Genomic DNA, 22,302 nt, shown 5'->3' with positions numbered 1-22,302 from the left:
CGCAATGGATAACCAACAACCACAACAGCAACCAGCACTTACACTCAGTGACGGTCAAACCATTGGACCAAGTCACCATAAATTTACACTTAAAGGTATGCCAAGCGAACACCCTCTTGGCCAATTCTGGCAGGCTGAAGATATCAGCACCTCAAGCCCTACGCCTGTTTCACTCATCATTATTTCACCCGAATTAACACAACATAAAGAGTTACTGAATGCTTTTAAAAAGCAAATAATTCAAGCAAAAAACCTTCACCATAAACATATTGCCGCGATCTATGGATACTTCGTACATCGAAGTGATTTTCTATTTTTCTCATGTGAAGCGCTGGATGGTTTAACACTGGCAGCACTCATCAAGGAAAAGAAAACAAGTAAGCTGAAAGAAAACCGATTACGCGGCTTACTGCTACAAATAGCCACAGCGACAGACATCTACATCAAAAAAACCCAAACTACTCACGGGGCGCTGGCGCCTGACCTGATCTATATCAACCGTGAGGGAGGCGTAAAATTACTCCCCATCAACCCTCGCTTGTTACTCAAAGAAACCACATTTAAACTAAATCCGGCCTTTCAATATCCTGCTTACCAAGCCCCCGAAGCATTCCATGACAACCCCTTACCGGCTACCTCTGATATTTATTCAATGGGTTGTATTGCTTACGCCGTCTTATCGGGATCAGCACCCTTTACACTGGCTGATGATGAATCACTACATGTCCGCAAAGAACTGAAACAACCCGCCAAACTAAGCAAGACTCAGTGGACATCATTACAGCAAGCACTGTCTACAGACGCTGAACTTCGCCAAAGCAGCGCTACCGCTTTGATTCACTCACTGTTTGCTGAAGAGACTAACCCCGAGAAAGGTGCGCCGATCTTAAATAGCGCAACAGACTCTGATAATATTCAGCCCAATAATGCGTCAGACCCAATCCAGTCAAATAAGGCCGAGTCAAACCAAAATCAGTCAGAAAAAACGTTATTTAAGCGCCTTCTTCAGCTATTACCTCAGCCCTCACCATTATCAATGCGAATACTCTCAGGTTCGACTCTTTTTGCTATAGGTGTCGCCGTGGGTTTTGTGGCTAGTCTTTATTTAGGCCAACAGCAGCAAGCACTAATGACGAAACAAATGGCCGCGTGGCAAGAGCAAGCTGAAATATTGAAAACCATCTCAGATGAGCACATAAAAGACATCAAAAGGTTAGAAGAACAACTCTCTGCACAGTCTGAGTTCGCGCCCATACCCTCCAGCACACAAACAAACCCCGCTCCAGATGCTACCTCCGTCTACCCCCGCGAAGAGGCGCAATTACAAGATAATTTCGGAGTCTTTCAGGATTCGCTGACAAGCGGAGAATTCGGTCCGCAAATGATTAGCTTGCCGGCAGGTCAATTCCAGATGGGAGACCTGAATAATCGTGGAGATGATAATGAAAAACCCGTTCAGACTATTTTATTAGCACGTACTTTTGCACTGTCCCGCCTGGAAATCACCTTTGAGCAGTATGATCACTTCGCAACACTAACCGGAAGAAAGCTACCAAACGATGAAGGCTGGGGACGAGGCTTGCAACCAGTCGTAAACGTCAGTTGGCAAGACGCGACGGCTTACGTAAAATGGCTGGCCGCTGAAACAGGCCAGGGTTATCGTCTACCATCAGAAGCTGAGTGGGAATATGCGGCACGTAGCGGCACCGCTTCTGCCTTTTGGTGGGGTAACGAACTGACGCCCGGACGAGCTATTTGTGATGAATGCGGAACGCTTTGGGACGGCAAAAAACCGGCACCGGTTGGCTCGCTGCCTGCAAACCCCTGGGGACTACATGATCTTAACGGCAATGTTGATGAATGGGTGCAGGATTGCTATGTAGATACCTATGCAGGACTACCGAAAGACGGTTCGGCCCGCTTACTGAGCAGTTGTCCATACCGTTCAATGCGCGGTGGCTCATGGTTTGATATAGGCCGTGTGATTCGCTCAGCCAGTCGCTATCGCCACCCACCAGAGACTTCACGCAATACCTGGGGGTTTCGTGTCGCCCTGGATCTCCCTGAATAAAAAATACCGATTAGCTAAGGATTATCAAACATGCCATGCAAACTCTTGAACATAGTCGTATTCACTTATTTGGTATGCCCAACTACCTTATATGCAGAGTCTGTCACCATTACAGATAAGGAGCAGACAGATTTAGCGGTGACTCTTTATACCGACAATCTCGGCCTCATTCAGGACACTCGTATATTACCTCGCCTGAAAAAGGACGACACCGTTGTTATTCTTGATGTTAGCCAACAGATGCAAACAGAAACCCTTAACATTAAAAATGCCGGCACTATCAAAGAACAAACACTCAATAATTCACTACTTAGCTACAATGCATTGTTACTACATTACATAGGCAAAGATGTGATATTGGCTCATAGCCAACCTAGTGGCCAGGAAATACAACAAACCGTCCAGTTATTGAATGTCGAAGGCAATACCGCCTTGATAGATAATAATGGCCGTATTGAATCTATTCCTCTTTCTTCTGACTGGCGCCTTATCTTCCCATCACGTCCTGACAACATGCTATTAAAACCCAGCCTGACCTTCCGTAGCGAAGGAACCGACCATGCAGGCACCGCCCGATTAAGTTATCTTACGCAAGGGCTAAGTTGGCAGATGGACTATGTGATGACGTTAAACGAAGACAATACATCACTCGCCGTAGACGGGCTGGCATCGTTAATGAATAACACCGGCGCATCTCTGAAAGATGCTCGTATACGGCTGCTGGCCGGGGATGTTTATCGGGACAACAACCCACGATACAGAGCTAAAACATTGATGATGGCGCAGGCCTTAACGGAAGATGCACGTTCGCCACTACCTGAAACACTGAATGATTATCAACTTTATTCATTAGATGAACCGATCACGCTACATAATCAACAACGTACCCAAGTTCCTTTATTGCATGAAGACAAGGTCGCTATTAAATCACTACAGCGTCATCAATTTTATATTAATGCGAACGTCGACAACCAAACTTATAAAGTAAAACCGGAATCATTTATTAGGTTTACGAATGATAAGCAGCATGGACTCGGTTCTCCGTTACCCGCCGGACAAGCGCGCTTTTTTTCGCCCGATAATGCAGGAGAATTGCATTATGTTGGCAGCGCTCAGATTAACCAGACGGCGGCAGGAGAACAGGTTGAACTCTCGATGGGCAAAGCATTTGAAGTCACCATTACGCAACGTCAAACAGATTTTCAACCGGCTTTTGACGGAACTGTAGCAGCCTATGAACTACGTATAAGGAACAGCGCAATGAAGCCTCGCGATGTTGAAATCAGCAGCCTTTTTTCACACCCCTGGAAATTGATCAGTAGCACGCTGCAACCCACAGAAAAAACCGCCGGGATGGCAAAATGGCAGGTTTCAGTGCCTGGCAACAGCGAATCGCTATTAACCATGCGCGTGCGCCTGATAAAGCAATAAGAGACACGTAAAAATAGTAATGCATGAAAACAGCCCAGGCTGCTAAATAACAGGAAGTGCTGGTTGTTTCTCCTGCCAGTGCTTTACTTTTACGTCATCAACCATCTGATCTAACTCACCCGTCTGATACACACTGATCAGACGAGAAATAGCCAACGCATGCCCTTGTGATGCGGCTAACTGATAGTAATGCAAAGACTTATCATTTGACGGTGGAAAATAATGTTCGAATCCCGCTTCATAAATTTTCCCCATCTGGTACTGAGCTTTCATATCACCTTTATCGGCTGCACGCTGAAGATAAATTCCGCCCTGTATCCGATTTTCCACTCCCTCTCCGCGAAAATGCAGCATATGCCCATAAACGGATAATGCCTGCTGGCTATCATTATCTGCAGCAAAGCGAAACACACGCATGAGCTGGCTATGTTTACGACGGGAACTTTTAAACAGTGACGAACGAAAGAAGGCAAAAGCCAACACAAAAATACTCGGCGCAAGCCACTTCATGAGAGTTCGCATTATTAACTAATAGCTCCTTATTAAATAGTACCGTTTTATTAAATAGTACCGTCTTATAAAATAACAACACATCAAAATTAGATTTTACTAATATATAGCTCTAGGCACAATTAAAACAATCACTTGCTTATGCACTCTGTGTAAGCAATGCGGTAAAGGCTTTCTGATTAATAGGTCGAGAATAGAGGAATCCCTGAAACTCATCACAATGCTTTTCTAATAAAAATGCAGCCTGCGCTTCATTTTCAACTCCTTCAGCCACAATATGTAGCTTCAACGACCGAGCCATTGCAATAATGGCAGAGGTTAATGATCTATCTTCGCTGTTACCCGGAAGCTCTGTAACAAATGTTCTGTCAATTTTCAGAGTGTCGAGCGGAAAACTCCGCAAATAAGCCAATGATGAATAACCGGTGCCAAAGTCATCCACCGAAATCCGTAGCCCTATTTTTTTCAGTACCGCCAGTGTTGCCTGGGTCTGCCCAACATCTTCCATAATCGCCGTCTCGGTCAACTCAACTTCTAATCGTTGAGGGTTAATACCGATACGTTTTATGACTTCATCAATTTCCTGAGCCAATCGGGTATCTCTGAACTGAACAGCACTCAGGTTCACTGACATCACAAAATCAGTATATCCCTTATCATTCCATATTTTTAATTGTTGGCAGGCAACTTCCATTACCCAGGCACCTACCTCATGGATCAAGCCTATTTCTTCTAATACAGGAATAAACTCTACCGGCGACACATCACCTATAATGGGGTGATGCCATCGGATGAGTGCTTCGGCGCCAACGATCTTTTTATCAATAGCATTAATACGTGGCTGGTAGTGTAATGTGAATTGTTTTTTGGACAGCGCTTTGTACAGTTCACTTTCCAACATCATATGCCGTTCAGTGGACTCATGCATACTCGCATCATAGCAGCGGGTTATATTACGGCCTTGTCGTTTAGCATTACGCGTTGCATTTTCTGCATTACGGATCAGAACTTCCAGATCCAGACCACTATCAGAGGTTAAGGCGTAGCCTATACTGGATGTAAGTGCTACTTCATGGCCGTTAACTTTAAATGGTGCCGATATACATTTCAGTAAATCCGTAATAATGACTTGAGGACACGGAGAAGCGCTAGAACAACTGATTGCCGCACTAAATTTATCCCCCCCCCAACGACAAGCCTGACTGCTCACTTCATCCGTTTTCTGTTCAAGCGAGTGAAGAAACCTAACAATTCGACGACTCACTTCAACCAATACAGCATCACCTGTACGGTGACCAAAAATATCATTGATGCGTACAAAACGATCGATATCGATCAACACCAAAACAGTATTGCTATCCTCCTTGACGTTTTCATCGATCATCCCAGACACCGCACTCGTAAACGATTCACGATTTTGCAACCCGGTAAGTCGATCAAACGTGGACAAAAAGAGAATGCGGTCTTCTGTTTCTTTACGAACCGTAATATCCTGAAGTGTGCCTTCGATGGATACCAGTGTATTATCACTGGCATATTGAAGCTCTGACTGAATTCTAAATACTTGTGACTCAGTTGCTTTATTTCCCCCTACGCTTATTTCAAAATCAGTCGGAATCGTATAAGACTTAGCAGAACAGGGTCTCTTCAACATACCACGCGAATTTTCTATATCGGCTATGGCAGTAACCATTTGCTCAGATACTATTTTATTAACATCCAAATGCAGTCTTTCTGCCAGCTGGGCCGAAACAATTATTTTTTCCTGAATTAAATCCCAGCGCCAATAATCAAGACCCGCAATAGATTGAGCTTTAGCCAACCGGGCTTCACTTTTAACCAGATCACTCATTGCATGAACGGCTCGCAGCATAAACCTCAACCGTTGCTTCAATAACGTCCAATTAACGGGTTTTGCAATGAAATCAGTGGCTCCGGCGCTGTATGCTTCTTCTATCGAATTATCGCCTTCAAGCCCTGTCATCATGAGAACAGGGATCGTTCGTCCTAATTCTATTTTCCTCAATTGTCGACAAGCGGCAAAACCATTTAACAAAGGCATATCAACATCCAGCATAATCAGATCTGGATTAATGTCCTGCAGAATATCGAGAAGCACACTACCATTCTCAGCGGTAGCTACGGCATATCCTTGTTGGCGAAGATGTGCTGCAGCGACCATCCTAAGCGTAGGGTCATCATCAACAATAAGTATTGTTTGAGTTTCGGCTTGATCCATCATTGCTATACACTCCATTTCGTCATTCTAATACTAGTAACTTCTGTTGCGCAGACTGATTAGCCTTGACTAATAATTGATACTGAGCCTCAATATTATCCGTGTGGGACAGCCTACATCCACGCTCTACTTCCCGGCTCAATGCGTGTACTTTATCTAACCCAATAGTCCCACTAGACGACTTCAGAGCATGGACCAAGCGACGCACTTCTTCAAAATCTTTATGCTTAATCGCTTGGTCCATATCGCTAAGAATTTGGTTGCTATTTTCAATATAAGTATGAATTAAAGACTCCAGCAACGGCCTACCATGCTCATTCTGAAGATCGTTAAGCCCTTCCAATTTTTGCATATTCAGGTCGCTCATATCTGTATAGTCAATAATGGATTGTTTAGTTGCATTAGCAGTGTCTTCTACAGATCTCTCTTTAAGCCACACTGTCAGCAACTGATGCAAACTATGGCGGCTAAATGGTTTACTCAGATAGTCATCCATACCCATACTCAGATATAACTCTCTATCGCCATCCATTGCATTAGCGGTCACTGCGACGATAGGTGTGTAGGTTAGCCGCTTTCGCTGCTCTTCTTCCCGAATGGCGTTGGTGGCTTCGATACCATCCATGACGGGCATCTCAATATCCATTAAAATAAGATCGTAGCGTTGTTCATGCCATCTATCTATTGCTTCACTGCCATTTTCTGCCGTATCAATAACACACCCCATTAAGCGCAGGAGGCCTGTTGCGACCTGTTGATTAACCACATTGTCATCCACCAGTAAGATTCGCCCTTCAAGCTCAGCTAATGGAGTATGGGTAGACGTCAACAGAGTAACAGGCGAGGGGGTTACTTTTACACCCAATAATTCCTTAGCATTCATAGCTGGAATAATGTCTTGTATACTTAAAGGCAATTCAAACCAAAAAACCGAACCTAAACCAACAGTACTCTGGACGCCTAGCCGGCCTTGCATCAGGTCGACCAGCTGCTGACAAATAGCTAACCCTAAACCAGTCCCGCCATACTTTCGGGTAGTTGATGAGTCTTCCTGAGAAAACGATTCAAATATTTTTTCCTGTGCCTCTTCACAAATACCGGGGCCGCTATCATGAATTTCGACTCGAACAAAAGGGAAGCTACCTGAAAGCTCAGCCAATACTTTGACATTGACCCGACCCGCGTGTGTAAATTTGATGGCGTTGCCCAGCAAATTCATCAGAATCTGATTAACCCGAACAGGGTCTCCTGTCATTCGGCCACTAAAGTCAGGGTCAAAAGTGTGTGAAATGGCAATTTTTTTCCCGCTGACCATTTCACTCAGCAATTGCATGACTTCTTCTATTTTCTCATACAGATCAAAACAAATACATTCCAGCTTTAACTGACCGGCCTCTATCTTGGAGTAATCAAGAATGTCATTAATAATATTAAGCAGAGCAGCGCCCGAGCGATGAATCGTTGTAGCATAGCGTTGTTGGTCATCCGAAAGAGGCGAACTTAATAAGAGTTCAGTCATACCTAAAACACCGTTCATTGGCGTCCTTATTTCATGACTCATGGTGGCTAAAAATCGGGATTTTGCGCGGCTTGCTTCTTCTGCAATATCCCTGGCATGCTTTAATTCCTCGTCACGCGTTTGAATCTGCCCGATCATGATATTAAAACCATCCACCATAACACCAAACTCATCGGTTGAATTATTCTCAACACGCCGGGAATAGTCGTTCACTTCAGAGACAACCCGCATCGTATGCACTAATTTTTCTATAGGATGGATAATCACCTTCTGCAAACGAGAAGAGATGAAATAGCCAAGTAAAAGAACAGCGGATAGCACGACAAGTCCGAACATTATCCAGTCATGTATCATAAGTTTATAACTAGCCAGACTCACTCGAACCCCTAAGCTGCCAATAACACGGCCTTGCTCCTCAATAAGCTGTTCAAGCACTAAATAATTATCGAAAAACTTATAATGCCATCCATCATTATTGATCAGCGACTTAACAGCGGAAGCAGCGGGCGGGAAAATAATCGAAGGGAGATTAACGTTCTCGTTTTCAAGCGTCGACACTGATGTAGCGTATTCAGCAAATACTGCTCCCTGCTTATTCCTCAACACAGCATATTCAATATCTTTATCCACACTAAACGTATGAAGTAACTCTTTGGCCGTCGCGTCATCACCAAAAACCAGTACTGCTGAAGCATTAATACTGACTGCTTTGGTGAGTGTATATGCGGATATGACAAGCTGTTCCCGACTATTCAGCCAAAAATTAGCAATAAAAAAAGAATAGGAGATCATCAGCACCGTCAATGATGTAACCATAACGATAGCAGATAGTTTGTGACGTACAGGGAGATTGTGGATAAGCTGTTTCAACAATAGTTACCCTATAAGAAAAAAGTTAATGAATGATGCGTCAATAGTTACCCTATAAGCAATCAGTTAATGAATGATGCGTCAATAGTGATAATAGAATAGCTATTCAAAATAGCATATAAGTGACAGGCAAAGGACTTATAAAGTTTTAGTAAAGGAATCTGTAACAACCTCGTTATCAGCAGTACACTTTGTATCAATATCACACAATTATAAATACGGTGAAAAAATGCACGTTTTTCAGGATAACTCACTCTCGATTGGTAATACACCCCTTGTCCGACTCGGTCGACTGGCACCTGACGTAACTATTTTCGCAAAAATAGAATCGCGAAATCCTGCCGGCTCAGTGAAGTGCCGCATAGGCGCCAGTATGGTCTGGGCAGCAGAAAAATCCGGGCAACTCAAGCCTGGCATGACACTGGTTGAACCGACCAGTGGCAATACCGGTATTGCACTGGCTTTTGTTGCTGCATCACGAGGATATTCGCTGAAACTCACGATGCCTGCCTCTATGAGTATTGAAAGACGTAAATTGATGAAAGCGTACGGTGCCGAAATAATCCTCACACCTGCCGAAAAAGGGATGAAAGGAGCCATTGCTAAAGCACAGGAAATTGTTGATACAGATCCTGAAAACATCTTGATGCTGCAACAGTTCCAGAACCCTGCCAACCCTGCGATCCATGAACAAACTACGGGTCCGGAAATATGGAATGACACAGACGGAGAAATAGATGTTCTCGTCGCAGGAGTGGGTACTGGCGGTACTATTACAGGCATTTCACGCTATATTAAAAACATACAGGGTAAAGCTATTGTTAGCGTCGCCGTTGAACCTGTTGACTCACCTGTGATTACACAAACATTAAATAACAAAGAATTAAAACCCTCTCCGCACAAAATACAAGGCATTGGTGCCGGATTCATACCAGGCAATCTTGATTTAAACATCATAGATATTGTCGAGACCGTAACAAATGAAGAGGCCATTGCCACAGCACATCGGCTAATGAAAGAAGAAGGTATTCTTGCCGGTATTTCATGTGGCGCGGCAACCGCTGCGGCCTTGAGAATCGCAGCGAAACCTGAGTTCAAAGGGAAAACGATTGTGGTAATTTTGCCAGACTCTGGCGAACGCTACCTCTCAACTGTACTTTTTGACGGTATGTTTACCGACAACGAGTCCAACCAATAAGCTTTGATATTATTAAGGGCCACACGCTACGTGGCCTTTTATTCACTTAATTTAACGTTCAATTCTAACCACCCGTAGTAACTTGGAACTCACTTTAAACCCGGCATCCTGCAAACGAGTCAAATTCATTGCTACACGTACTTTACGACCACGTGTCTCAAATCCTACCATGCCTATACCATTAGTTACGAAACCTGAAGCATCGCCAATCAGCAACGTACCCTGTTCCTCAAAGATAGTCAGTTGTTCAGCATCTACTATTAGCCTCTCCTGAAGATATAAAAGATGACATTCACCCCTGACGTCGTTTACGTAATTAAACGGTACAATAATAATTGATCGCTCATTCATCTGCTCATCATGCACTACTGCTGATAGCTTATCGATTAATGCCTGATCAGCAATAACACATAGCCGATAATCACCCGTGACTACCTTTGAATCAGGCCATTGAATAAACGATAAAAAATTGTAGATATACACTGACTTAATATTATCAATGACACTCTCACCAGCCTGCGCAACGGCACCTGACAACAAGCAGCTAATGAGCAATATAGGCTGAATAATAAGCCTAAACTTGACATGAAAAACAGCCATATTTAAAACCTAACCGTAAGCTTGGCTGAGATACTACGATTAATTTCTGTATTATCAGGATAACCACCCACATTTAGTGGCGATGTACTGAACTCCTGATGTGTATCATTAAGTAAGTTCTGTCCGATAATACTGAGTTCCATTTCAGGCGATACTTGCCATCCCAATCTGACATCTGTTCTTACATACTCATCAATACCGTAATCGCCAAAGACCTGAAAATCAGAGCCGGTGGCATGTAGCTTAGAGACATAATACATACTTAGGTCTAATTCAAGAGTAGAAGACAAGTCCCAGCTTGAGCGTAATGACAACTGATGTTCGGGAGCTTTATTAGCTGAAATCATAGGTTCAACCAAGGCAGGCAGATATCCAATCGACTTTTGTAACCAACTATAGGAAGCCTGCAATCGCCAATCAGGATCTATTGTCCAGCGTACCGCCAACTCTGCTCCGTATGCATCAGCATCCGCATCGTTAGCAATACTAAGTTCTCCAGCTGAGCTTGTACTAAGAAAAGGATTGAATGGACGTTCAATTTTGATGGTCGTCAGATCACTGTACCAATAGCGAAACGCAGCTACATCAAATGTCAGAGTATTATCTGGAGAATACCGGAACCCTAGCTCAAATGACGTCAGCTTTTCTGAGCCATGAGCAGGGTCCGCTGTGAATTCATAAGCATTTTTCGCAGGTGCATTAGAAGTTTCCGCCCGAGAAGGCACCCGGGACGAATAAGAGACAGAACTCCATAATTGAGTTTTAGGGTTAGCAGACCATACTCCACGTATACTGGGTTGCCATTGATTACCAGAAACAGAAGAGTATTCGTAACCCACTCCTGTTAAAACCCTAAGGTCAGTGGCTATATTTAACTCGCTCTGTACAAAAGCATTGTAGGTATTATTGCGCTGGGAGGCGGGTCCAAAAGGCACGACAGAGGTAGGCGAAAGGTTAGCCTGAAGATCATCCTCCAAAGATCTGATTCCTACTCCCCAGGCAAATTTCCCGCTACTATTTTGCCAACCGCGTTCATAGTCAATATCAACCGCCGTTGCCCGTTGATCTAATTGATAATCTTCACGCTGAGTATAATCCAGATAAGCCTGGATACTCTGCCAACTGTTATCGGTCACTTGCCGCCAACGCGCTAACAAATGCCCTCCTTCATAAGACTGATTATCCCTGATATCCATCATGCAGTATGAGCACAACCCAAACTGTGAAAATGCCAGCGCTGCAAAGATCTGTTGCTGGGACGCGCCCGCGTCCCTCATATCATTAATAGCCGGCAGTACGACCGTGGCAAAGTCGGGTGCTAATGGATCAAGCTCTGAAGTGAAAAGCCGTTGATCAGATTCTCCACGGAAAAAGCCGGCATCTAGCAATAATGATTCACCATTGCCGTAATCAGTATCAGTACGAAATGACAAACGAGTATGCCGGGCATCATCGTTAGCGACAGAATCCTGAACACCAAAACCGGAATGCGATGTAGGGGAGTTTTCATCCTTCATCAATATTTTAGCGCTGAAACGATAACTGGTATTTTCATTCCATTCACCGCCATAACGTAATCCAGCTTCACGATGTTGGTTGCCCAACGTACCGACAACTTCTCCTCCCTGTGTCGTAAAAGAAGAGCGCGTAATAATGTTAATCACACCATTCATTGCATTGGCGCCCCATACTGCAGAACCTGGTCCACGAATGACTTCTATGCGTTCGATATCCTCCATCCGGACATCCTGCATATCCCAATACACTCCACCAAGTGTATTGCTGTATAAACTCCGGCCATCCAGTAATACCAAAAACTTGTTAGCAAACGTCTCATTAAACCCCCTGGAACTCACTGCCCATGAGTTCCCACTCACGGCGGCCACATTCAACCCGGGGACAATACGTAATGCTTCAGGCACGCTAGTGGCCCCCGAGCGACGCAAATCTTCAGACGTAAGAACAAAAACAGCAGCGGGCGTTTCATTAACTCTGGTGGGGATTTTGGAGGCGATACCGACTTCAAGCGCAGACAATTCATCAATTGACAGCGCCTTCAGATCATCCAGTGATAAGCTTTGTGCAGAAAATGCAGCATGACTTAGCAACAGCATGCATAAGCCAAAAAACTTCCTGTATTTGTACATTCCTGACATGAATAAATTTCCAGATCCAAAAGTGAAAAATAGCGCAACACCTACATTTCTTATTATTCAGAAATCTTTTTATTTATCTGAGTATAGGAGCAAAATAAAAAGAATGCATGAAAAGCACCCACATAACAAATATGACGTCACCAGAGCTATCTGAACAAAAAACCATCTAAACTCAACGTTTCGGCACTTTTATGGCAGCATTACTTATTTTTAATAGTGAGCATGTCTGTCATATCTATATTAATAGCACAGACCAATAGATCGTCCCATTAGCCTAACCAAGTCAGCAAACCTGCTCATCAAACCAATGCAAAGGCGGAGCAAAGAATGCCTGACCCGTCACAGCGGTTGTAAATTGCATCAAACGATCAGAATGTCCATGGCTATCACCTTCCACCATGCTTTTTAGTATCAAGGTAAAGTTTTCTGGTGTATGACAATAACTGGCAAAAACCAACCCCGCTTCTGTCACATTTCCATAAGGCATACTATGACGCAGTATTTCAATTGAATCACCTGCGCTGTCTTTCAGAGAGGCACGCTTAGTATGCGCGGTTAACGGTTTTTCGCTGGATGGATATTCTACATTATCATCCTTAGTACGCCCGTATGTATCCTCCTGCTCTTTAACGGATTGCTGCGACCATTGATTAAGATTGTGTATATAGCGCTGTAAATGAATATAAGAGCCTCCTGCAAAAGCAGCATCTTCCTCACCTACGAGTGCGACGTCTTTTCTATGCTCACCTTCAGGATTTTCTGTGCCATCGACAAAACCCGTTAAATCTCTGGCATCCAGATAACGGAAACACGAAACGTCTTCAACCACATCCACAGCATCGCCCAATAATGCCATCAGTGCTCTGGCAAGTTCAAATGTGATATCACGTCGATTTGAGCGAAGATGCAAGAGAATGTCAGCGGGCGTGGATGGCGCATTAGTAGCACCGTGCAGCACAGGAAACGAAGTAAACAGCGCGGGCCTTAGTGGTGCTGGGTTTGAGATATGGAACGTTAAACGATCCCAATACTCACTTCCAATCGCAATCACAGCATGCAAATCCTGTACTGAGAAGCGTGCTTTCAGTAAATCAACAGTAAACTGCATCTGTTTCAGAGCATGCACGACCTGTTGATCCTGCCCCTGTTTAACATTGAGAGTAATAAACAACGCATCACTGTTGGCTTGTGCAATAACACCGGATTGATAATTAGCTGACATATTAGTTTCCCTCTTGAAGTATAACCTTATCTAAGCATGCCCTTATAATGCAGCTATTAGTGCCTAATCACCAATGACTAAAATCAACCTAGCTCATAGCCTGAATTAATAGCCTTTACTAATGAGCTGTTATTAATTGAGGATATTTATAACGGCTCAGAGACACTCAACCGGACGAGTATTATCACGAATCCACTCACTCCATGAACCTGCATACAGTACCGAGTTGTTCAGCGCTTTATTCTGTAATCCTAAAACATTTAACCCTGCATGAGTCATCGCCAGAATATTATGACAGGCCGTAACACCTGAACCACACATATGAATCACTGGCTCGTGGGCATTAACCAATGCAGACCACTCGTTCGCCAGCTCATCAGCCGGTTTAAATACGCCGGTAGTCGTCAGATTATCCTGAAAAGGACGATTCAGCGCACCCGGAATATGGCCGGCAACAGGATCAATAGGCTCCACTTCGCCATTAAAACGCGGTGTCGCACGCGCATCCACCAGCTGAACATCAGGTAATTGCTGTTGCAACTCTGCACTGCTCACAAGTGGCATACCAGCATCAGTAGTAGAGAGATTGCCCTGATAAACTGTTTGGGCTGGCGAGAATACATTCGCGCTAGTTTCCCCCTCGTGCTGCACCCAAGCAGGATAACCACCATCCAGCACAGCAATAGAGGTATGCCCAAGATAGCGCATTAGCCACCAAAGACGCGCGGCCATAGCACCGCCGCAATCATCGTAAACAACAACCTGAGACGCCGATGTCACTCCCGCCTTACCCAATTTCTCTTTGAGCACCTCGAAATCAGGCAACGGATGACGCCCCGACAGCGCTGTCACTGCTGAGGATAAATCCTGCTCGAGATCCATAAACTGCGCTGCCGGAATATGCCCTTCCCGATACAACCGATGTCCTTTTTTGACATCGGCTAAATCAAAGCGGCAATCAAAAACTACCCAGCCTTGTGGCGAATAGTGCCGTTGTAATGCGTCAACACTGATTAACGTCTGGTACATATTCACCTCTGCTTATACCGCAATTTTTTACAGATAGTGAGCCAACTCTTCCTGCAATATATCCAGCTCATTCTGTGCTTTCTGTTTTTGTTTTTTCTTCAACCCTTCTACTTCAGCTGCTTTTTCCGCGAGTACCTGCTGTGCCACTTCCGATTTATTGTCGGCTGATTTGACGCGCTCAAAAAGCGATTTCAACTGCATAATAATAGCGCGGCGGCGCCCTTCTTCCAGACGGGCAAGTTCTTCAGACGTTTTTTCCTTTTTAACAACATCAGGCTGAGATTGCACGGGAACATAGGTCAAAGGGCGAATACCAGCAGCAATACGAATCTTTTCCATAAAAGGAGCCGACTTCTCACGTGCTTTGTGAGCGCCTTTTTGCAGAACGGCTTCAACTGTACCAAGATCATTCATTAATTCGTTATAGCGGGCTCGTGGCTCGCTGAGTTGCTCGTTCAGAGATTCGAATAATTCATGCTTAGCGTCACTCCATGCAATACCTTCCAGATACTTCTGACGCATCTGATCAGTGCCTTGCGCTGAGGAAAAACTACTATAAAGCTGGAACAGCGTGCTGGTTTCCGGGTCTTTAGGTTCACCCGGCTGACGGGTATCCGTAACAATCTGGTTGATCAGCTTACGCAGTTCATCCGTCGAGCAAAAAAGCGGAATAGTATTGTCGTAGCTTTTTGACATTTTACGGCCATCAAGGCCGGGGATAAGTTGTGACGATTCATCGACCTGCGCATTGGGTAACGTAAACAAAGACTCATAGGTGTGATTGAAACGCCCGGCAATATCACGCGCCATCTCAATATGCTGAATCTGATCTTTACCGACCGGAATAATATCAGCATTAAACATGAGAATATCCGCTGCCATCAAAATAGGGTATCCGAACAACCCCATCGTAACACCATCATCCAGATCTTCGTTGTTTGCTTCACGGTTAGCATCGACTGACGCTTTGTAGGCATGTGACCGGTTCATCAGGCCTTTAGATGTCATACACGTCAAAATCCAGGTCAGCTCTGTGATTTCCGGAATATCTGTCTGACGATAAAATGTGGCTTTATCTGTATCCAAACCTAGCGCCAACCACGTAGCAGCGATTTCCTGTGATGAGCGCGCAATACGCGCAGGATCATGGCACTTGATTAACGCATGATAATCCGCCAGAAAAAAATAACTGTCGTAGTGCGCATTTTCACTGGCTTCAATCGCAGGTTTAATCGCCCCAAGATAGTTGCCAATATGAGGCGTACCTGTGGTGGTAATACCGGTTAACACAGTCTTTTTGGACATTGCAGATAAATCCCAAAACAAATCAGAGAGAAAAAAATACTGATAATAATACACAAAATCAATCGGATATTCCCCCCTATCTTGCCACCTTACTACTCTTCTATCTTCTCCGCTCCAGGCTGCTGATTTTTAGTTATGCGGTTTGCTTCACAGCAACGTAAATGAATGGTAAAAAGGAGATCAATTTTAAGAAGCTTCTTATTAAATCGCTACGGCCACTCATTATCAAACCGGAATACTATGCTGATAGTTATATCTCCCGCAAAAACACTTGATTACGAAACACCTGCCCATAGCGATCAACATACGCAACCCCGCTTTCTTGATCATTCAGCGCAACTTATTAAGGTATTGGAACAACTATCTGTCCAAGGCGTTGCGCAACTTATGAAACTCAGCGACAAACTGGCCAGCCTCAATGTTGCCCGTTATAACTCCTGGCCAGGCGACCTGACAACAGACAATGCTAAACAGGCGATACTGGCTTTTAAGGGTGACGTATATACCGGTCTGAATGCTGAAACACTGTCAGATCAACAGCTCGAATTTACGCAACAACATCTACGCATTCTTTCCGGCCTCTATGGTGTGCTCCGACCTCTGGATCTGATGTACCCGTACCGACTCGAGATGGGCACAAAACTGAAAAACCCGAAGGGTGACAATCTATATCAGTTCTGGGGAAATCGATTAACAGAATCGCTTAATGAGGAACTCAGTAACAGCGCTCAACCCGTGCTGATTAATCTGGCTTCCAATGAATATTTTAAAGCAGTCAAACCCAAAACATTGAACGCCCGTGTTGTCACGCCGGTATTTAAAGACTGGAAGTCAGGACAATATAAGATCATCAGCTTCTACGCCAAAAAAGCCCGTGGATTGATGACTCGATATATTATCGATCATCAAATTGACGAGCCGGAAGCCTTGAAGCAGTTCGATTATGAGGGATATCGTTTCTCGGAGTCGATGTCAGAAGGTGATTCTTGGGTGTTTATCCGCGATCACGAATAGCATAGTGCCAGACCAAAAATCCAATAAAAATAGCGCCTCAGGCGCTATTTTAACTTCTTATATACTGCCGACTCTTGACTTAATAAGGTAATAGAACCTATCAGGCGACTCAATTGATGGGAGAGATTGACTCTCCTCCTCTTGAGAGGTTTTTAAAGAGTTTAATCTAGCTTGATTTTGCCTCATGCTCTTCTTCAGACGCTATCTTGCTGCCCTCGATCTTTTGGATAGCCTGGTTCCTGACACAGATCAAATCAGTTTCTGATATGTACTGGCAGGTACCTATGTATAAGTCACTATGACCTCCTTCATACTGACAGGCCTGTGATTTTACTTTCGCTTCGCAAACGTCCACAGCCACCTTGTTGAGTGAGCCCGAGTGCGCGTGGGAATAGCCAGCCGTTAGCAATAAGCTAAAGGCTGGCAAAAACATAAGTAGTGCTTTGTCTAACCGGTATTGAGATATCATTGATTAACGTCCTATCACTTTTCTGGAGGAGCATCATTACCCGGAGGAGGTCCATCAGGAGGAGGCCCGCCAACTCCACCCGGAGGAGGTCCATCATGCCCACCAGCCTGGCGAACAGATTCTCCGTGAAGGCATCCAATGAACATATTTTCACTCGGACTTGACGCATGGTAGTGATAGCCTCTGATGTCATCGCTTATTCCACGGCACTCATCAAGTGACTCTACTTCTTTACCCTCGGCATTTTTCATTGCATAGATACCATAGCCATCTGATGCATAACCTACGAGTGCAGCGTGTCCATCGTCGGTCTTAGCCTTGCTATCAGTACAACCCGTTGTAGAGTGATAATGATAGCCCTGGTGTACATTAATGTGTCCACCGCAATCATCAAATGCAGCAATCGTATAGGCCCCTAAAATCGCATCAACGGGTGCCGGCCCTGATAGTTCGCTACCGTCCAGTGCAATACCCGCAGTACGCACCCGGCTTGTCTTAGCAGCAGGAATCGGAGTGGTCGGGATGAGGAAGGTTCGGGAAAAGTCATCATCAAGGTACGCCAGTTCACACTCTATACAGTTTTGTTTGTACTGCTCTTCAACATCGGGTCTTGCTGCGCCTAAGCAGGCCGCTTTCGTCGCTGTATAACGTATTTTGTTTGTCTTTGCGTCATAAACCATCCACTTTTCGTCACCATAATATTCACTCAATTTTAGAATGAATTCTCCAGTGATATCGACCAAATCGCCTGAGCCTTCTTTGCTAAACCAGCCTCCGCCGACATCCGCTCCGTCGGTGGTTGTTCTGGGACAGAATGGGCCCGGTATTCGCCCAGCGGGCGCTCCGGCAGTGATAAATTGGTAGCAGGTGGTTGCTGTGCCTTCGGCTGTTTCACAATCAACTATTTTAGGTTCTTGGGTAAATGCCTGCTTGGCAAACATAGAAATGTCTATTACCTTGGGAGCAGCAATTTCTAGTGCTGTAATGCTTTCCTCAGGAGCAGTCACTTGTTCCGTTGCCTTGTTGGGGGAGCTGTTGCATCCCCCTAACGTTAGTGCAGTAAAGGCAATGACACCCATTCGTGATCGGTAGCTTGATAAATTCATAAATATTTCCGCAACTCCAACGGCTTCTATTGTCAATAACTGCACATAATACTGCATGATAATGTAGATAATATGAACTTATTAAGGATAATGCGTTGAGATAACGTGTGGGCACACGCTACCCCACTCCAGGTTCTGAATCTGATAGTACCCTTGATATCCCCATCAAAGATTTACGCCGAAAAATACAACAGATCAGGCAGTTATCCTCTGTACCTGTTTTTAGAACTTCACTTTATCTACATATTCCAAGCCATGTTTTGAATTATGCTGAATCAAGCCATCATTCACTGTGGCAACGGCTAGTCAGTTTCCGTTTAGTTTTGCCCCCCATATTAGATATCAAGAAGGCATTTCGCCGTTATTAAGTAACACCAGGACGATGAATTATGAAATCACGTTGGATACCTATCGTTTGCGCACTAATCTTTTTGAGCGCATGTGGTGGCCCTATGTCACGAGGGGGGCATGGGGGAGGAGGTCCAGCACTGATTCTGGGACTTGGAGTGGCGGCCGGTGTGGCTATTGCGGCACTCTCTGCGCCTCGATATGCGCCGGGCCATAGCATGCATACACTACCCAGAGGAGCTATTGCCATTCACCATGGTGGAATTGAATACCGCTATCACACCGGAATTTATTATCGCCATATGGGTGATGACTATAGGGTGGTACTTCCGCCCCCGGGCTTGATTATTCACTCGCGCCTCCCTCACCCTGATACGATATTTATCGATGATGAAACCTACTATGTGGTTGAAGGTGTTTACTACCAACGTTCAGGCAACAATTACATGGTTGTTAAAGCGCCGATAAATAGTGCACAGACGAATAGTGAGGGTTATAAAGCAGGCCAACATTATGCAGTGTTGCCTGATGGCGCTAAACCGGTGAAAATTGATAATACCCAATATTTCGCTTACTCTGGGTTATTTTTCTTACCGCAATCATCGGACGGCCAAGTGACCTATTTAGCGGTGAAACTCAACTAAGTATTGCCTTGTGCTTACGGGTTGAAACCACATGGACATACACGAAAATAGCAGCCCAAAAAAATAACTGAGCGAGAAGCTTTTATTAAAAATAATCAATGTACGTATTAGTAATCTTGCAATCTATTACAGGGTTATGTGCCTGAATTACATGTCAAAGTAGGGTGTTATGAATTTAAATAAAGTGGCTTTAATAGTAAGTATAATTTGTATTTTACTCGGCACAACAGTCTCTATTTTAGGCATATGGGGCTATATAGGTGACACCGGATTAGTCTGGCGTTCGTTATCGACAATAGGCGTAGTGTTGCTCGGCGTCATACTGGCCGTTGTAATAAATAATATGACAAACGTAAAAGATAAATAGTGCTATTTCCTTAGTTAATCATTTTGCTCACACCTGATTAGCGGCTCAATTGACATTTGTTGAGCCGCTCGTCTTGTACTTTGATAGCGTAAACAATCCGCTTTAATAAAAACAAACACGTATGAACGTAATATGTATAGCGTTTATTATTTCTACACTTCATACGGCATTCGAAATCCACATTGGAAACTAGCATGAAAACTCACCTCAGACTTCTCTCCATTTTAGGTTTATCACTATTAGCCTACGCCTGCTCAAACACGCCAGCTACGACAGCAGCAGCTGTGGGTATGCTAGATCCTTCTTTATTTGCGGAGGGCGCAATAGTGGGTGACGTAGAAATAGTCGATTGCACACTAAGCGGCGGCACTAAAACCACCTGCTACCGAATCACCATTGCCGGCGCCCCAGCCGATCCGGACACCTCACCCGAGGGCCCTTACTGTCCGCCAAGCATTGAATCGGGCGTGGCAGAGGGTGGAACATGGATCGACGGCAAAGGCACGGTCTACGAGGTCGACGGAAAGTTTATTAAAAATCTAGCCACTCTTTATAAAGATAAAGAATGGCAGATGTACGACATAAAAACAGGCAAAGTCACTATCATCACTGGCGCGCGAGGCTGCGAAGTCGCAGGAGATCCTCGTCCTATTCCGGGTTTCAAAAATTTCTGCCTGGAGTGTCCGCTTGAAAATATTGGCGGCGGTATCAAGAAAACCGTCTTGATACCAACAACACCCGTGCCCGCTGCAACACCCACTGAAATTCGTGGCCGTGACAATACCGGCGTTGCTTTAAATGGTGTTCTGTTAGGCCCACCTGCGCCTTTAGAAATGATCCTCAGCAGCCACTCTTTAGGTGTGTTCGATGACTGTGGCGCTCATGCGAATCCGCACGAAGGTTACCACTATCATGCCGCTACCGGCTGTTCTGAGATTGGCATTCAGAAAGATGGACACTCAGCAATGATTGGCTACGCGCTGGATGGCTATGCTCTTTATGCGAAGACAGATAAAAGCACCATAGAGGCCATAGGGCTTGATGAGTGTGGTGGTGAAACGGATGAAGTGCGCGGATATCACTATCATCCCTCTGCTCCTGGCAAGAACCAGATCTTTGGTTGCTATAGGGGTGAAAGAGGTTATTTTGAAGGGGAAAATAAGCCTCATTAATAGAGGTGAAGCTATAATAGAGATGATGCCATGTTTGCGAAAGGCACTGATTATTGCCCGGTCAGTGCGTGACCAGAGAAGTTAAACTTCACATGTCAGCATACAATCTCTTGCCATACGGAGGGAGTCCATACAAGGTACGAATAAGTAGTATCAGGTCATCTGAAGACTCTTATGAAGACTGTTCAATACCCACGATAAACCAAGCAGCATTATCCACGTTCATATTACGTGTCAGGTGCCATATCTCACCAAATTCGGTAGCCTGCTGTTCGCCTGATTCTTTTAACCAACCATAAAAATGAATACTGGCGACCACATCGTCCTGATTATCAATAAAGTTAGTCAGTTCAGTCATCACAGAAACTACTTCGGTATGCTGATCGGCAGGATATTGAGTACGCTGTTGTTTTAACTCTGCCAGTAACGCTTCGGAGGTATAGGTCGAAATTTCAGGCCAATTCTGGCAATCCCAGGCCACTTGCAAGTTGGTGAAATGATCTTGTGCATCCCTCAGAAAGCTAACCTTATTAAACCAGACAGGTAACACCAAACCAGGTTCAGGTAGCGGTGAATTAGCCGCTGACATCGGGGTGAAATGATACGTTTGAAAGGGTTCACGAACCTCAAACTTCATTGAACGGTGCTGGTGCTCGACGTAGTTTGGGGTCGGCTGGCTTTTACGTATCATCGCAAAAAGCTTATACGCGATAAATGAAAAACCAGCGATCATAATGATATCCATTATCTGAATACCGTCAGGTGCACCTCCCATGAACAACGACACTAACAAACCACCGACCAACAAACCTCCCAACATATCACTTAATCCAGGTTTTTTAGCCGTACTGGCTGCCGCCGTTTGAGCGGACGCTTTTTGCTGAGCAGAAGAAGGCGCCACCTGTTTAGGCGCGGAATATGACTTGCCTAAACTAAAGCCTCCACCCAAGCGCTTAGCTTCAGCAACTGGCACAATCAGACTTAAAGTAAAACACATCATAAAAACTGCTAAAAAAATATTGCGCATCCAAT

At 44.6% G+C, this 22,302-nt stretch carries 16 protein-coding genes; 6 read left to right on the top strand and 10 right to left on the bottom strand.

Features of this window, described 5'->3' with window-relative positions; all coding sequences use genetic code 11:
• Positions 1-4: 4 nt before the first annotated feature.
• Positions 5-2,071, top strand: coding sequence for an SUMF1/EgtB/PvdO family nonheme iron enzyme (locus Nant_RS01540; RefSeq protein WP_054339883.1), 2,067 nt, complete (start codon positions 5-7; stop codon positions 2,069-2,071).
• Between the two features lie 30 nt (positions 2,072-2,101).
• The gene (locus Nant_RS01535; protein WP_054339882.1) at positions 2,102-3,502 is read left to right on the top strand and encodes a DUF4139 domain-containing protein; all 1,401 of its coding nucleotides are present in this window, start codon (positions 2,102-2,104) and stop codon (positions 3,500-3,502) included.
• 42 nt (positions 3,503-3,544) lie between these two features.
• On the opposite strand, the gene Nant_RS01530 is transcribed toward Nant_RS01535, so the two are convergent.
• The 3 genes from Nant_RS01530 to Nant_RS01520 all read right to left on the bottom strand — a co-directional run bounded on the left by Nant_RS01530 (position 3,545) and on the right by Nant_RS01520 (position 8,640).
• Entirely contained in the window at positions 3,545-4,024 is a 480-nt protein-coding gene (locus Nant_RS01530) for a tetratricopeptide repeat protein (protein WP_054339881.1), read from the bottom strand.
• Between the two features lie 127 nt (positions 4,025-4,151).
• Positions 4,152-6,254 (bottom strand): putative bifunctional diguanylate cyclase/phosphodiesterase, encoded by a 2,103-nt coding sequence (locus Nant_RS01525; RefSeq protein WP_054339880.1) that lies wholly within the window; start codon positions 6,252-6,254, stop codon positions 4,152-4,154.
• Positions 6,255-6,273: 19 nt separating this feature from the next.
• Entirely contained in the window at positions 6,274-8,640 is a 2,367-nt protein-coding gene (locus tag Nant_RS01520) for a response regulator (protein WP_054339879.1), read from the bottom strand.
• Between the two features lie 229 nt (positions 8,641-8,869).
• Between Nant_RS01520 and cysK the strand changes: the two genes are divergently transcribed.
• Positions 8,870-9,838, top strand: coding sequence for a cysteine synthase A (cysK, locus tag Nant_RS01515; protein WP_054339878.1), 969 nt, complete (start codon positions 8,870-8,872; stop codon positions 9,836-9,838).
• Positions 9,839-9,889: 51 nt separating this feature from the next.
• Here the strand turns inward: cysK and Nant_RS01510 are convergent, their stop codons facing one another.
• The 5 genes from Nant_RS01510 to Nant_RS01485 all read right to left on the bottom strand — a co-directional run bounded on the left by Nant_RS01510 (position 9,890) and on the right by Nant_RS01485 (position 16,150).
• Entirely contained in the window at positions 9,890-10,438 is a 549-nt protein-coding gene (locus Nant_RS01510) for a YfiR family protein (RefSeq protein WP_054339877.1), read from the bottom strand.
• 2 nt (positions 10,439-10,440) lie between these two features.
• The gene (locus tag Nant_RS01505; protein WP_082400007.1) at positions 10,441-12,594 is read right to left on the bottom strand and encodes a TonB-dependent receptor plug domain-containing protein; all 2,154 of its coding nucleotides are present in this window, start codon (positions 12,592-12,594) and stop codon (positions 10,441-10,443) included.
• Positions 12,595-12,877: 283 nt separating this feature from the next.
• Complete coding sequence (locus tag Nant_RS01495; protein WP_054339874.1) at positions 12,878-13,816, bottom strand: Dyp-type peroxidase; 939 nt, start codon at positions 13,814-13,816, stop codon at positions 12,878-12,880.
• 156 nt (positions 13,817-13,972) lie between these two features.
• Positions 13,973-14,845, bottom strand: coding sequence for a sulfurtransferase (locus Nant_RS01490; RefSeq protein WP_054339873.1), 873 nt, complete (start codon positions 14,843-14,845; stop codon positions 13,973-13,975).
• Positions 14,846-14,872: 27 nt separating this feature from the next.
• Positions 14,873-16,150 carry a tryptophan--tRNA ligase gene (locus Nant_RS01485; protein WP_054339979.1) on the bottom strand — a complete coding sequence of 426 codons (1,278 nt, stop codon included), beginning with the start codon at positions 16,148-16,150 and terminating at the stop codon, positions 14,873-14,875.
• Positions 16,151-16,390: 240 nt separating this feature from the next.
• On the opposite strand from Nant_RS01485, the gene yaaA reads away from it, so the two are divergent.
• Positions 16,391-17,164 carry a peroxide stress protein YaaA gene (gene yaaA / locus Nant_RS01480; RefSeq protein WP_054339872.1) on the top strand — a complete coding sequence of 258 codons (774 nt, stop codon included), beginning with the start codon at positions 16,391-16,393 and terminating at the stop codon, positions 17,162-17,164.
• A gap of 483 nt (positions 17,165-17,647) precedes the next feature.
• Here the strand turns inward: yaaA and Nant_RS01470 are convergent, their stop codons facing one another.
• Positions 17,648-18,739 (bottom strand): YHYH protein, encoded by a 1,092-nt coding sequence (locus Nant_RS01470; protein ID WP_054339870.1) that lies wholly within the window; start codon positions 18,737-18,739, stop codon positions 17,648-17,650.
• Between the two features lie 389 nt (positions 18,740-19,128).
• Between Nant_RS01470 and Nant_RS01465 the strand changes: the two genes are divergently transcribed.
• Together Nant_RS01465 and Nant_RS01460 are read left to right on the top strand one after the other, a co-directional pair.
• On the top strand, positions 19,129-19,731 hold the full coding sequence (locus tag Nant_RS01465) for a DUF6515 family protein (protein WP_054339869.1): 603 nt from the start codon (positions 19,129-19,131) through the stop codon (positions 19,729-19,731).
• A gap of 561 nt (positions 19,732-20,292) precedes the next feature.
• A complete protein-coding gene (locus tag Nant_RS01460) occupies positions 20,293-21,270 on the top strand; it encodes a YHYH protein (protein WP_054339868.1) in 978 nt (325 codons plus the stop codon).
• A 172-nt stretch (positions 21,271-21,442) separates the two neighbouring features.
• Here Nant_RS01460 and Nant_RS01455 read toward each other — a convergent pair whose 3' ends face one another.
• A complete protein-coding gene (locus Nant_RS01455; RefSeq protein ID WP_238377042.1) occupies positions 21,443-22,270 on the bottom strand; it encodes a Tim44 domain-containing protein in 828 nt (275 codons plus the stop codon).
• Positions 22,271-22,302: the final 32 nt, after the last annotated feature.

The sequence above is a fragment of the Neptunomonas antarctica genome (assembly GCF_001305295.1).
Taxonomy (GTDB): domain Bacteria; phylum Pseudomonadota; class Gammaproteobacteria; order Pseudomonadales; family Balneatricaceae; genus Neptunomonas; species Neptunomonas antarctica.
The sequence above is the reverse complement of the archived record's forward strand: the minus strand, read 5'-3'. Positions and strand labels throughout refer to the sequence as shown.